Origin of the sequence: Marinomonas ushuaiensis DSM 15871, assembly GCF_000521805.1 — a bacterium.
Taxonomy (GTDB): Bacteria; Pseudomonadota; Gammaproteobacteria; order Pseudomonadales; family Marinomonadaceae; genus Marinomonas; species Marinomonas ushuaiensis.
On the sequence record NZ_JAMB01000008.1, the window covers coordinates 24,569 to 37,537 of the forward strand.

13 protein-coding genes are annotated in these 12,969 nt (G+C 41.7%); 10 read left to right on the plus strand and 3 right to left on the minus strand.

What is annotated here, in order from left to right:
* Positions 1 to 84 precede the first annotated feature (84 nt).
* Both MUS1_RS09895 and MUS1_RS09900 read left to right on the plus strand, forming a co-directional pair.
* On the plus strand, positions 85 to 1,416 hold the full coding sequence (locus MUS1_RS09895; protein ID WP_036162072.1) for a magnesium transporter: 1,332 nt from the start codon (positions 85 to 87) through the stop codon (positions 1,414 to 1,416).
* Between the two features lie 73 nt (positions 1,417 to 1,489).
* Positions 1,490 to 2,602, plus strand: a complete 1,113-nt coding sequence (locus MUS1_RS09900) for a mechanosensitive ion channel family protein (RefSeq protein WP_036162073.1) — start codon at positions 1,490 to 1,492, stop codon at positions 2,600 to 2,602.
* 95 nt (positions 2,603 to 2,697) lie between these two features.
* On the opposite strand, the gene MUS1_RS09905 is transcribed toward MUS1_RS09900, so the two are convergent.
* Positions 2,698 to 3,378, minus strand: coding sequence for a phosphoglycolate phosphatase (locus tag MUS1_RS09905; protein ID WP_036162076.1), 681 nt, complete (start codon positions 3,376 to 3,378; stop codon positions 2,698 to 2,700).
* Positions 3,378 to 4,049, minus strand: a complete 672-nt coding sequence (gene rpe, locus MUS1_RS09910) for a ribulose-phosphate 3-epimerase (RefSeq protein ID WP_036162078.1) — start codon at positions 4,047 to 4,049, stop codon at positions 3,378 to 3,380. The genes MUS1_RS09905 and rpe overlap by 1 nt, the downstream gene beginning before the upstream one ends.
* An 87-nt stretch (positions 4,050 to 4,136) precedes the next feature.
* On the opposite strand from rpe, the gene MUS1_RS09915 reads away from it, so the two are divergent.
* Positions 4,137 to 5,135 (plus strand): DUF3530 family protein, encoded by a 999-nt coding sequence (locus tag MUS1_RS09915; RefSeq protein ID WP_036162079.1) that lies wholly within the window; start codon positions 4,137 to 4,139, stop codon positions 5,133 to 5,135.
* A gap of 43 nt (positions 5,136 to 5,178) precedes the next feature.
* On the opposite strand, the gene djlA is transcribed toward MUS1_RS09915, so the two are convergent.
* Positions 5,179 to 5,970: a co-chaperone DjlA gene (gene djlA, locus MUS1_RS09920; protein WP_036162081.1), complete on the minus strand. Its 792-nt coding sequence runs from the start codon at positions 5,968 to 5,970 to the stop codon at positions 5,179 to 5,181.
* A gap of 126 nt (positions 5,971 to 6,096) precedes the next feature.
* On the opposite strand from djlA, the gene MUS1_RS09925 reads away from it, so the two are divergent.
* From MUS1_RS09925 to glpE, 7 genes are read left to right on the plus strand one after another with little or no spacing between them, the layout of a single operon-like run.
* Positions 6,097 to 8,352 carry an LPS-assembly protein LptD gene (locus MUS1_RS09925; RefSeq protein ID WP_036162082.1) on the plus strand — a complete coding sequence of 752 codons (2,256 nt, stop codon included), beginning with the start codon at positions 6,097 to 6,099 and terminating at the stop codon, positions 8,350 to 8,352.
* A gap of 2 nt (positions 8,353 to 8,354) precedes the next feature.
* Complete coding sequence (locus MUS1_RS09930) at positions 8,355 to 9,608, plus strand: peptidylprolyl isomerase (protein ID WP_036162083.1); 1,254 nt, start codon at positions 8,355 to 8,357, stop codon at positions 9,606 to 9,608.
* 12 nt (positions 9,609 to 9,620) lie between these two features.
* Complete coding sequence (gene pdxA, locus MUS1_RS09935) at positions 9,621 to 10,640, plus strand: 4-hydroxythreonine-4-phosphate dehydrogenase PdxA (protein WP_036162086.1); 1,020 nt, start codon at positions 9,621 to 9,623, stop codon at positions 10,638 to 10,640.
* Positions 10,637 to 11,437, plus strand: coding sequence for a 16S rRNA (adenine(1518)-N(6)/adenine(1519)-N(6))-dimethyltransferase RsmA (gene rsmA, locus MUS1_RS09940; RefSeq protein ID WP_036162088.1), 801 nt, complete (start codon positions 10,637 to 10,639; stop codon positions 11,435 to 11,437). Before pdxA ends, rsmA begins: the two co-directional genes overlap by 4 nt.
* The gene (gene apaG / locus MUS1_RS09945; protein ID WP_036162090.1) at positions 11,438 to 11,812 is read left to right on the plus strand and encodes a Co2+/Mg2+ efflux protein ApaG; all 375 of its coding nucleotides are present in this window, start codon (positions 11,438 to 11,440) and stop codon (positions 11,810 to 11,812) included.
* 7 nt (positions 11,813 to 11,819) lie between these two features.
* On the plus strand, positions 11,820 to 12,647 hold the full coding sequence (locus MUS1_RS09950) for a symmetrical bis(5'-nucleosyl)-tetraphosphatase (RefSeq protein WP_036162093.1): 828 nt from the start codon (positions 11,820 to 11,822) through the stop codon (positions 12,645 to 12,647).
* The gene (gene glpE, locus MUS1_RS09955; RefSeq protein WP_036162095.1) at positions 12,644 to 12,967 is read left to right on the plus strand and encodes a thiosulfate sulfurtransferase GlpE; all 324 of its coding nucleotides are present in this window, start codon (positions 12,644 to 12,646) and stop codon (positions 12,965 to 12,967) included. Before MUS1_RS09950 ends, glpE begins: the two co-directional genes overlap by 4 nt.
* Positions 12,968 to 12,969 lie beyond the last annotated feature (2 nt).

The window sequence follows — 12,969 nt, forward strand, 5'->3', positions numbered from 1 at the left end:
GTTTGATAAACAAACTGTTGTATAACACACTAGCTCGCATGCTATCTTTACTCTCAACTTTCAGTGTTTTTTTAAGGATTCCCTGTGCATAGCCAAGTCGCTGACCTCATCGAAACTCTTATCAATGACGAACACTCACCTGAGTCCGTCAACAAAGCTATTTCAGAGCTAACGCCTGATGATGTCGCATTGGCCCTTGAATCCATTCCGCTTACTCAGCGACAACAAGCTTGGGCGAATATTAAACACGCAAATCGCCTTGATATTTTGGTTGAGATGCGGGGTGAATCTCGTCAACTTCTTTTAAAAGAATTAGACGATACTGAAATTGAAACTCTATTTACTGATGTAGATGCAGAAGATCTTCTAGAAATAACCGATTCCTTACCTGACCGTTTAGTTGATATCGCCCTCAACCAAATGGATAACAAACAACGTGAATATTACCAACAAGGTATTGTTTACGACGATGATGTAGTGGGTCGTTGGATTGATCATGACTTATTAATTGCATCTCAATCCATTCGCACTTCAGAAGTTCTTAGATTGCTAAAAAAAGAAACGCCAAGTTATACCGACATGGTGTATCTGGTAAACCGAACGGGACGCTGGGTCGGTTGTGTGAAATTCGACAAGTTATTTAAAGCTCAAGGCCATGAACCAATTGCCAGCTTGATTGATGAAGAGTGCTCTTTTATTCGTTCAGATACAGAACTAACGAAGGCGGCCGAACAACTGGAACGCTCTACTTTCTCTGCCCTTCCTGTTGTGGATGAAAACCTTGTTTTATTAGGTCGATTCCACGCCGGACTCGCGATGGAAACATGGCGTTTAGAACACGAAGCACAACAAATGGCGACGGCAGGTCTAAATGAAGAATCGGATTTATTCGCGCCAGTAAAACGCAGTGCAGCGACCCGTGGCATTTGGTTAGGCATTAACTTGCTAACGGCTTTTTTAGCGTCTGCTTTTATTGGCTTGTTCGAAGCCACTTTGCAAGAAGTTGTCGCCTTGGCAGTATTGATGCCGGTGGTTGCTTCTATGGGTGGTATTGCAGGAAGCCAAACACTAACCTTGATTGTCCGAGGCTTAGCGCTTGGGCAGATAACCCGAAGCAATTTAAAATCTTTATTAAGTAAAGAGCTCAAAGTAGGTGGGTTAAACGGTATTTTATGGTCCATTGTCATTGGCGTCATTACACTTTGGTGGTTTGAAAGCCCAATGCTTGGTGCCGTCATCGGCCTAGCTATCATTGTAAATATTTTGATGGCGGCACTTTCTGGTGTATTGATTCCGGTATTATTAGACAAGTTAAAAATTGATCCGGCATTATCAGGCTCCGTTATTTTAACCACGGTAACGGACATAGCTGGCTTTGTTGCCTTCTTAGGATTAGGCACTTTATTACTACTTTAATAGTCTAAACAAAACGACCTTATAAAAATGAAAAGCCATACATGAATAACACAACGAATATAGAGAAAGCATAATGAATTGGGAAACGGCACAAACATACTTAGGCCTAGGCGACACCGACATGCACTGGGTTGTCCGTGTATTTTTGATTGTATCAATCACCTTGGTAATCAACTTTATAGTCCATCGCCTTTTAATGCGGATTGATAAACAATTAGAACGCACAAAAACACCTTGGGATAACGTACTTATTACTGCGGTGCAAAAGCCCGCAGGGGCATTTATTTGGCTGGTCGGTCTAAGCGTTGCGGCAGAAATATCAGGGACAGAAATCGACCCAGACTTGTCATCTCTAATTTCATCAGTTCGTGAAGTCGGCGTGGTGGTTTTGTTAACTTGGTTTATTTTACGCTGCATTTCGGAGAGCGAAAAAGCCATTGTCAATTCAGACAAGGTAAAAACCAACGTCGATTATACAACCGCCAGCGCCATCAGCAAGTTATTACGCGCCTCTGTCATCATCACGTCTGCTTTAGTGATATTACAAACACTTGGCTACAGCATTTCAGGGGTTTTGGCCTTTGGTGGTATTGGCGGTATTGCTGTTGGCTTTGCTGCGAAGGACTTATTAGCAAACTTCTTTGGTGGATTAATGGTCTACTTGGATCGTCCTTTTGCCATTGGCGATTGGGTTCGTTCTCCTGATCAAAATATCGAAGGTACTGTTGAACATATTGGTTGGCGCCAGACTCGAATTCGAACCTTTGAAAAACGGCCTTTGTACGTGCCAAACGCAACATTTTCTCTTATATCTGTCGAAAACCCGTCTCGAATGACACACCGCCGTATCAATGAAACCATTGGTGTACGTTATGATGACTTTAGTCTTTTGCCAACTATTTTGGCTGAAATTAAGAGCATGGTTACCAACCACGAAGACCTCGATACAGATCAAGTCTACATGGTGAACTTCAACCAATTTGGCCCTTCTTCTCTGGACTTCTTTATCTACACCTACACGAAAACAGTAGATTGGCGAACCTTTCACAATGTGAAAGAAGATGTCCTCTTCAAAGCAATGAGTATCATTGAATCCCATGGCGCCGAAGTGGCATTCCCTACTCACACTGTTCATATGGCAGAGAATGGAAAACTCATCCCTTCCACACCTCACACTAGCCTTTAGCAAACAAACAAACAACGCACATAAATAAAAACACCAAGTTAAATCCTAAGTTCAGGAAATAACTTGGTGCTTTTATTTGGCCAGAGCAAGAAGCGTTAGATTAATAGTTCGGCTAAATCATCGATAACTGCATCGGCGCCCAGCGCTTTAAGATCAACGCCTTGATGGTAACCATATGTCACTAAAGCACATTTAAAACCGGCATTATTTGCCGCTTTAAAGTCGGTAATCGAATCCCCCACCATCAAACACTTTTCAGGCAGCGCTTCGATGGACTCACTACAATGCAACAAAGGCATTGCCGAAGGCTTTTTTTCATCTAATGTATCGCCACCTAACAGCCAAGCAAAATGCTCTGTCAGCTCAAAGTGATCTAACATAGGTTTAATAAAGCCACTTGGTTTATTCGTCACCAAAGCAACAGGTACGCCATTATGTTTAAATGCCTTAAGTAAGGCTTTAACGTTAGGATACAAACTTGTTCCATCGACTAAATGCGCATGGTAATGCATGAGAAAAATTCGGTAAGCCTCTTCCTGCTTACTTGAATCTAGTTTTGCCCACTCTAACGCTTGCTCTATTAGTTTTGTCGAGCCAAAACCAATCCAAGTGCGAACCAGCTTTTCGCCAGCGAGAGGCACACCAAATTCTAATAAAAAAGCATCAACGGCATTGGCAATATCTGGAACGCTGTCCATTAAAGTACCATCTAAATCTAAGCACACCAATTCAGGCCATCCTTCAAACCATTTTGTAAAATGTTTAGGTGTTTTCATTAGCGTACACTCGCCAATTCACGGCGCATAGAATCGATTACGGTTTTGTAATCGTCTTTGCCAAAAATGGCCGAACCCGCAACAAAGGTATCCGCACCTGCTCTGGCAATCTCTGCAATGTTCTTTTCACTCACTCCGCCATCGACTTCTAAACGAATATCGTAGCCACTGGCATCAATTAAAGCTCTCGCTTCACGCAGTTTATCCAATGTACCAGGAATAAATGATTGCCCACCAAACCCAGGGTTCACAGACATCAACAACACCATATCGATTTTATCCATCACATACTTAAGATAATGCAGAGGCGTCGCAGGATTAAACACAAGCCCCGCTTTGCAGCCTCCATCTCTTATCATTTGCAAAGATCGGTCGATATGTTCACTCGCTTCAGGGTGAAAGGTGATAATAGAAGCACCTGCTTCAATAAACTCACCGATCATACGATCAACAGGCTTGACCATAAGATGCACATCTATATCGGCTGTCACACCATGCTTACGCAGAGCTTTACATACCATAGGACCAATAGTTAAATTGGGAACATAATGATTATCCATCACATCAAAGTGTATGATGTCTGCTCCCGCTTCAAGAACCTGATCAACTTCTTCGCCTAATCGAGCAAAATCGGCAGAAAGGATCGAAGGTGCGATAATAAAATCATTCATATCTGACTCCAGCGGTGACACAATAAAAGATAATTTGAAAAGTATGTCATTATTTTAACAAGGCACACAAAAGAAGTATTGAAAACAATGAATAAAAATACAACGCTGCTCAACATTATTATCTCGTTTACATTATTAAGCGCTTGTAATTTATCGCTTGCTGAAGATTCCGCACCAGCAAACGCCTCAATTGAAAATACAGAAGCAAAAGACAATACCAAGGTGGAAAATAACTCAGAGGCAGAAAATAAGGTTTATGTAATTCCAACGCCTCAAATATCACGTATAAGCGCGCTAGAAACGTCATTAAAAAATCGACAGCTCACCCATCAGTTAGATACATTAGAAGCGAACGGAGATCCTTTTCTAACCCTTTACCAGCCTTCATTAACCAGCTCAACCCAAGGCTGCGTTATTATTCTACATAGCGACAATGAGCACCCAGATTGGCCAGATGCGGTTGCACCTTTGCGTAATGCTTTGCCGGAACACAGCTGGTGCACAATCTCCATAGAAGTCCCAGACATTACCAAGCGAGCGGAAGCTGTAAACACACAAATAAGTACTCAAGAAGACAATTCCCAAGCAGTGGAATTGCCAAATCAAGATACGGTATTTTCACGAATTCTTGCGACGATCGCCAAAGCACAAAGCAATGAGATAGAAGTGTTCGCTCTTTTGGGCTACAAAACTGGCGCTGCGTACGCGTTGAACTTCTTAGCGAACAATTCAGACACAGCAAATGCATTGATATTAATTGATATTGAAACACCCGCTACGACAAGCCATTACAGCCTTGCCCAACAAGTTCGAAAAATCCCTCAACCTATCCTTGATTATTATATAAACAGTAACGCTGGAAGTAGCCAATTCGCCATGTGGCGGAAACAAGCGGCCAACCAAAGAACCGAAATTAACAATGATTTCATCCAGTTAGATGCAGTACCTGATAGAGCCAATGGAAAAAAGAGCAAACAACTCTTGGTGCAGCGCGTTCGTGGTTTTTTGAAACAAAATACCAATCAAAGAGACCAAAGAAAGACATTACCAAGCGTAAAAAAAGGGCTTTTCTATGAAAGCCCTTAATTACTTACTATTCGTTATTTAAAAACACGCACTCACGATTCGATTATTTACGAGAATTTTTAACTAATTCATATGCCGACTGAATTTCCTGTGTTTTTTCTTTCGCCAACTCAATCATTTCTTTAGGCAAACCTTTTGCACTCAGTTTGTCTGGGTGATTTTTACTCATTAATCTGCGGTATGCTTTTTTAATGTCCGCATCATTCATATCCGCCGTCACGCCAAGTACTTCGTAAGCTGACTTCAATAAATCTTTTGACCCCATACCATCTGGAGAAGATTGATAACCTTGTCTAAAGTGCGCCTGTTGCTTAACTTGAATGTGCAAGGCTTCAAATTCGGCAACAGTAATACCAAGATTTGCACAGACCTGAGAAACGAAAGATTTCTCCTCAACACTGAAATGTCCGTCTGCATAGGCTGAAACCAACAGAATTTCTAGAAGCGTTCGTGTTAAGTCACCGGAACTAACCACTGACTTAAAGTGGTTAAGCTCGGCAACAAAATCAAAATTCGCAGACTTACCTTCATTAAATAACTGTCTAGCTTGCTCTTGGGCCGCAGGCGATAAACGTAGACGCTGCATAACAGTTTGCGCCAATTGAATCTCAGCTTCTGATACTTGACCATCGGATTTAGCCAAACGCCCCATCAAAAGAAATAAAGTTCGGAAGAAGGCTTGCTGCTGTAACGCAATATTAGCGCGGTTACCAATATTGCCAAATGCACCGCCAGTTTGTGCTCTGTCTATAACACTGCCAACAATAAACCCTATAAGGCCAAGAAAAAAACCACCTAAAATATAGCCTAAAATGGCGCAAACAATTTTCCACATAAAGATATTTCTCCAGAATCGGTAGCCCCTATGGGCCTGCTTAGATTATCATTTGTCTCACAACATGGACCCGCTTGCGGGCAGTATCCGATTTCGGACAATAATTTTGGTAACAAGTATACCTGCATGGCTAAGCATTTACGCACCTACGCCTTATTTTTTCAAAGTCTTTTCATCTTGCCGCTTGCACACGCACAAGAGAATCAATGGGACTGGGTTCCTAGAGAATCCCTAACGACTGAGCAACAAGCTAGCCTCAGCCGTTATTGTCAAGGCTCTTACATCAGTAGTTGGCAAGCGACCAACTCTTTAAACACCAATCTCGCGGCGGATTTAATTGTGCGTGATCAACATGGCATTATTCACCTTCAAGGTGCTGCCGAGATTATTCAGCCACAATCCACATTATCCGCAGACGAGATAGAAGGCGTTCCAAACGAATATTATAAAGCGACTGGGAACGTCACGTTACGCAATGCTAATCAACTCATTCGCAGTTCAAGCAGTTACATCTCAGAGAATGGCAACAATACAACAGAGTTTACCGATGCTAGTTTTTTAAGCCACGACACGGGGGCACGGGTAGAAGCTAAATCACTCTCAAACAACCAAGATGGTGTCATTTTTATTGAAGAGGGTTTTTTTACTACCTGCGAACCCAATAGCGAAAGTTGGAAACTGTATGGTAGCTCAATAGAATTAGACCCAAACAGTGGTTTTGGAACCGCCAAACATGTGCAACTTCGTATTGCCGACATACCTATTTTCTATTTTCCTTGGTTACGTTTTCCGATAGATGACCGTCGCCAATCCGGTTTTTTGTTTCCTAGCTTTGGTTATTCCAATACCGATGGACTGAGTTTTTCAGCGCCCTTCTATTGGAATATCGCTCCCAGTCTAGATGCAACCATTACACCAAATTATATTCAGAATGAAGGCGAAGGTGTCGATTTAGAAATCCGCCATTTAAGCTCCTATGGCGAAACTACCTACGAACAATCCACGTTTGAAAATGACAATGAAGGCACACAAACATTACGCAAACTAACCTCTGATCAGAGATTCAATTCTTACTTTAGTACTGGCATGACGCTAGAAGACAACCCTACAAAAGACCTTTATCCAGAAGCAAACACCACGTCGATAGGTGAAGAAGATCACTATGAACGTAGTGCCTATATTCGTTTAGACAATGGCAACTTCCTCAACAAAGTAACGTATCTTACCTATCAAACACCTGATGACTCAGAGGATAAACCGTTCGATTGGCTGCCTCGTATAACGAGCTCTTACGGATTTGGCACAACCTACCTAGACTATGATATTGAAGTACAATATACGGATTTCTATGACCCAGACGAAGATAATTTCGATGGTGAACGAGTTGCGATAAACCAAGACATCAGCATTGATTTCAGCAACAGCTGGGGAAGCATTTCGCCTGGTGTTCTAGCTCAATATCGAGACTATAATAAACATGACTATACGACAGATTCCGACAGCTCAGAATCAATCGGTCATGTTAGTAGTTACCTTGATACATCAATATCATTTGAACGTCATTTAGATGTCGGTGATAACCAATGGCGCCAAACACTCACGCCTAGATTAAATTACTTGAATGCTCCTTTTGAAGATCAAGACAATATCGAAGATTTCGATGCTAGCGATCCAACCTTGACCTATTCACAGGCATTTAGTCACAAACGATTTAGTGGCAACGATCGAATCGGCGATACAGAACAAATCACATTGGGCTTAGAAAGTCGTATCTATGATCAAAGCAATAACGAGAAATGGGCATTCAAAGCAGGACAAATTTTCTACTTAGAAGATCGTTATGTTGATATTGATGGAGACACAGACGAAAATACAGCAATTGATGATTCAGAACATAGTGATTTACTAACATCGGTCAGTTACAGTGGTGACCGTTACAGCTTAACTAATAATTTAAATTATGATTTAGATAAAGATGAAGTGAATTTGGTGCAATTTATTGCCGATTTAGAACCTATCGATGATACTAAAATCAACTTAAGCTACCTGTATTCACTTAATAATACAGATTCAGATGACGATGCAAACCAAGCAAGCATTGGAACGGTTTTTCCTCTTAATCAAAACTGGTCAATGTATACGCAATATACTTATGATTTCTTAGAAGACGAAGCCACTAAGCAAATCACCGGCTTAGGCTATGAAAATTGCTGCCTCAAAGTATCATTGAGCTATCAAGACTGGATTGATGACGATAATGAATCTGATCGAGGCGTCTTTTTACAATTTACTTTACGTGGTTTAAGCACTGCAGGTAGCACTAACGATGATACCAGCAGCATTGCTGACACCTACTGGAACCAAGGAAAAGTTGGATATTAACCATGAAGTTGTTTTCTTTTTTCACTTTAATACTATTAATACTTACACCACTTCAAACAGTACAGGCTGCACAGACAAAAATTGACGGAATTGTTGCTATTGTTGATTCACAGCCTATTTTAGAAAGTGACATTCTTAATCGTTTTCAGATCGTTAAAGACCGTGTCCCTGGCGGCGTAATGACAGAAAACATTCATCGTCAAATTCTTAATCAAATGATTGATGAAACGTTACAAGTAAATTACGCAAGAAAAATAGGCATGAGAGCATCCAATTCAGATGTGGATAACGCGATTACTGGCGTCGCTAAAAATATGAATTTGGACTTGGCTGGCTTAAAAAATGTTTTAGCGAGTAAAGGCGTCAATTATTCACGCTATCGCGATCAGATTGAACAAGAGATTTTAATCAACAACGTCAAACGCGAAATCATTAGAAAACGTATTACCATTTCAGACCAGGAAATTGATGACTACCTGAGTTCAAATACCAGTATCACAAAGGAAAAAGATCAGGTTCACCTTCGTCATATCCTTCTTCGAGCGACCAATCCAGTACAAGCGGAGATGGATATCAAAAACATTGCTCAGAAAATCTTCACAGAAAACGATTTCATCGAGCAAGCGGTCGAAAAATCAGATGGACAATTTGCGATTGAAGGCGGCGATTTAGGCTGGCGCCCAGTCAACCAGCTTCCACCTCTTTTTGTACGCGCGATAGAATCAGAAAAAGGCCCACTCATTGGGCCTATTCAAAGTAACGCAGGTTTCCACCTGTTATGGCTAGTTGATAAACGCACACCATCGGTAACCCTGCAACAGCAAACCAAAGCCCGACATATTTTGGTACGTGCAAATGAGATAAGAAACACTTCACAAACAGAAAGCCTTGCTGATGATTTATACAAACAGTTAAGCAGTGGTGCAGACTTCGCTGAACTAGCGAAGGAATACAGCGAAGATCAAGGCTCAACACTACAAGGTGGTGATCTTGGTTGGGTAACACCCGGAACCATGGTGTCAGAATTTGAAACCATGATGAATCAAACTAGTGTGGGCGATATCAGTAAACCATTCCGTACACAGTTTGGCTGGCATATTCTGCAAGTCGAAGGTCGTAGAGAAGCCGATATTAGCGACCAACTAAAACGACAAAATGCCGAAACATCTCTTACAGCACAAAAACAAGACATCGTACTAGGCAACTGGTTAGACGAATTACGCGCTGATGCCTTCATCGACAGAAAGTCTAAATAAGCGAGCAATATAATGGTAAGTGATACGACAAAACCTCTTCCCATTATTGCCATTACCTCTGGAGAGCCAGCAGGCATAGGCCCAGATATTATTATCAGCGCACTAAGCGAACAGGCCTTCCCTGCTCGCTTAGTCGTTCTTGCTGATCCTGAACTACTGAAAAGCCGAGCCAAAACACTTGGCTTAACCGCTAATATTATTTCGATAGAACAAGCCTGCGATACGCCTTTTCATAAAAAAGGTGACATTTTTGTACTGCCTATTCAGCAAGCGATAAAAAGCACAGCTGGTATTCTCGATATCGCAAACTCTCCTTATGTATTAGAAACCCTGAGACAAGCTGGCGAAGGCTGTATTCATGGTGAGTTTGACGCGATTGTCACTCCTCCAGTTCATAAAGGTATTTTATGTGAAACAGGCGTCCATTTTTCTGGTCATACCGAATTCTTCCAAGCGCAGTGTCAATCTCCACATGTGGTTATGATGCTGGCGACAGAAGTCATGAAAGTGGCCTTAGTCACTACTCACTTACCTCTCAAAGATGTTTCTTCTGCAATTACAGAACAAAGCATTAGTCTAGTGATAAGAGCTCTCAATAAAGACCTGCAAGAAAAATTTGCTATCAAACAACCTAGAATTTTAGTCTGTGGTTTAAACCCACACGCAGGTGAGGATGGCCATCTAGGCAAAGAAGAAATTGACGTTATTATTCCAACTTTGGATAAACTTCGCCAAGAAGGCTTGGATTTAATCGGCCCATTACCTGCTGACACCCTATTTACACCTAAATACTTAGACAATGCGGATTGCGCTTTGGCCATGTATCACGATCAAGGTTTACCTGTGTTAAAATACTCAGGCTTTGGTAACGCTGTAAACATTACACTAGGCTTACCTATTATAAGAACATCCGTCGACCACGGCACAGCGATTGATTTAGCTGGCACAGGCAAAGCAAATAACGGCAGCCTAAAAGTGGCCATTCAACATGCTATTAACATGGCAAATAACGCGAAAAAGTTTTCTACATGAGCAAACAGCAATCCCATAAAGCGAGAAAAAGATTCGGCCAAAACTTCCTTCACGACCACGGTGTGATCCGTCGTATTGTGGCTTGCATTGGTCCGAAAAAAGGACAATGCATTGTTGAAATTGGCCCTGGTAAAGGTGCCTTAACAGAAGGCATTATTAGCGTTACTGAAAAAATGGATGTCGTTGAACTTGACCGTGATTTGATCCCGATTCTAAAAGTAAATCTGTTTAAATTTCCTGAACTAACCGTTCATGAAGCAGATGCTATGAAATTCGACTTCACCTCGCTAAAAACAGATGAACAATTTATTCGTGTTGTAGGTAACTTGCCATACAACATATCAACACCTCTTATTTTTCATCTGCTTAGCCAAGCCTATGTGATTGAAGACATGCATTTTATGCTTCAAAAAGAAGTCGTTGATCGTTTGGCTGCACGCCCAGGCGATAGCCTTTATGGCCGCCTAAGTGTCATGGCGCAGTATTATTGCGCAGTAGAATCACTCTTCATCGTTGGACCTGAATCTTTCGACCCAGCACCAAAAGTAGATTCTGCCATTGTTCGAATGACCCCTCATAAAACCTTGCCCTATCCCGTGAACAACATTAAGAAACTGGAAGACATAGTTCGAGTTGGTTTTCAGCAACGCCGTAAAACACTGCGCAACAACTACAAAGGCGTACTGGATAACGATGATTTTGCTGCGCTCAATATTGATCCAGGCCTACGTCCTGAAAGATTAGATGTGGAAGACTTCGTAAGAATTACTAACTACGTCCTTAAAAAGGAAGAGTAAATGCAAAAATACGACGTCGTGGTTTCTGTTCGTACTGAATATTTAGCAAGCCAATCGACACCGTCTGATTCTCGTTATGTTTTTGCTTATCATATCTCGATGACAAACTGCGGAACAGAATCAGCCAAGCTAACAACTCGTCATTGGATCGTCACCGATGGCAATGAGCAAGTACAAGAAATGAAAGGCAGTGGCGTAATTGGTGAATATCCTCATTTAGCATCAGGAGAATCATTTCATTACACCAGTGGAACTGTTTTGAATACCGTAGTAGGCAGCATGCAAGGTAGCTATCAATTCATTGCTGACGACGGCACTGAATTTGATGCTCTCGTGCGCCCATTCACTTTATTTGTTCCAAATCAGGTGCATTGAGGTTTTTATGGCAACTTATGTGATTGGCGATTTACAAGGCTGCTTAACGCCACTCATCGAGCTTCTAGAGCAAATCCACTACCAACCAGAAAAAGATACACTCTGGTTTGCTGGTGACTTGATTAACCGAGGCCCAGAATCACTCGAAACCTTACGTTTTATAAAATCACTTGGTGATAGCGCCATCACTGTACTCGGCAATCATGATTTACATCTACTCGCAGTGGCTTATGGACATGGCAATTTGAAACGCGGTGACACGCTGACCGAAATACTCACAGCAAGCGACCGTGATGATTTAATGAACTGGCTTCGCCAACAACCATTATTTCATTATGATGAAACATTCAATGTTGCTATGGCACACGCTGGGATCCCACCTTGCTGGGATCTAAACACCACTCAAGCACTTGCGAAAGAAGTTGAAAACAAACTCCAATCAGACAGTGTTGATGAATATTTTTCCGCCATGTATGGTAATACACCAAACAAATGGAGTGACGACCTAAAAGGTATGGATCGCCTTAGATCTATCACCAATTATTTAACTCGTATGCGATTTTGTAACGTAAAAAGCAAACTGGATTTAAAATCGAAAGAAGCCATCAACACCGCCTCAAAAGGCTACGAACCGTGGTTTAATTATCCACTTCAAATTCCAGAAGGTTGCCATGTCGTATTTGGACATTGGGCTGCCCTCGAAGGTAATACTGAAAAAGACCATATTCATGCACTGGACACAGGCTGCGTCTGGGGAGGAAGTTTAACCGCTTTACGCCTAGACGATATGCAACGTTTTAGTACACCTTGCACTATTAATCGGAAAAATTCATGACCTATACTTGCATCGATATTACAGACGCCCTACCTATCATTGAAAATAACGCCGTTATTGTCGACATTCGTGATCTAGCGAGCTTTCAAACAAGCCACGTAACCAATGCTATCAGCCTAACAAACGATAACGTTCAAAGCTTTATTGATAGCACAGATAAAACTAAACCTATCATTGTTTGCTGCTACCACGGCAACAGCAGTAAAGGCGCAGCAGAATACCTTGCCGCAGAAGGCTTTAAAGAAGTGTATTCATTAAATGGTGGCTTTAGCCAATGGTGCGCCACATTTCCAGAACAATGTGAAATGGGCCACCCCTAAAT

Bases quoted from the DNA above. Each gene is read 5' to 3' on its own strand.
- pdxA (WP_036162086.1), top strand. From the start codon at position 9,621: ATGGTAAGTGATACGACAAAACCTCTTCCCATTATTGCCATTACCTCT.
- MUS1_RS09905 (WP_036162076.1), bottom strand. From the start codon at position 3,378: ATGAAAACACCTAAACATTTTACAAAATGGTTTGAAGGATGGCCTGAA.
- MUS1_RS09925 (WP_036162082.1), top strand. From the start codon at position 6,097: ATGGCTAAGCATTTACGCACCTACGCCTTATTTTTTCAAAGTCTTTTC.
- MUS1_RS09950 (WP_036162093.1), top strand. From the start codon at position 11,820: ATGGCAACTTATGTGATTGGCGATTTACAAGGCTGCTTAACGCCACTC.
- djlA (WP_036162081.1), bottom strand. From the start codon at position 5,970: ATGTGGAAAATTGTTTGCGCCATTTTAGGCTATATTTTAGGTGGTTTT.
- glpE (WP_036162095.1), top strand. From the start codon at position 12,644: ATGACCTATACTTGCATCGATATTACAGACGCCCTACCTATCATTGAA.
- apaG (WP_036162090.1), top strand. From the start codon at position 11,438: ATGCAAAAATACGACGTCGTGGTTTCTGTTCGTACTGAATATTTAGCA.
- rpe (WP_036162078.1), bottom strand. From the start codon at position 4,049: ATGAATGATTTTATTATCGCACCTTCGATCCTTTCTGCCGATTTTGCT.
- MUS1_RS09915 (WP_036162079.1), top strand. From the start codon at position 4,137: ATGAATAAAAATACAACGCTGCTCAACATTATTATCTCGTTTACATTA.
- MUS1_RS09900 (WP_036162073.1), top strand. From the start codon at position 1,490: ATGAATTGGGAAACGGCACAAACATACTTAGGCCTAGGCGACACCGAC.
- rsmA (WP_036162088.1), top strand. From the start codon at position 10,637: ATGAGCAAACAGCAATCCCATAAAGCGAGAAAAAGATTCGGCCAAAAC.
- MUS1_RS09930 (WP_036162083.1), top strand. From the start codon at position 8,355: ATGAAGTTGTTTTCTTTTTTCACTTTAATACTATTAATACTTACACCA.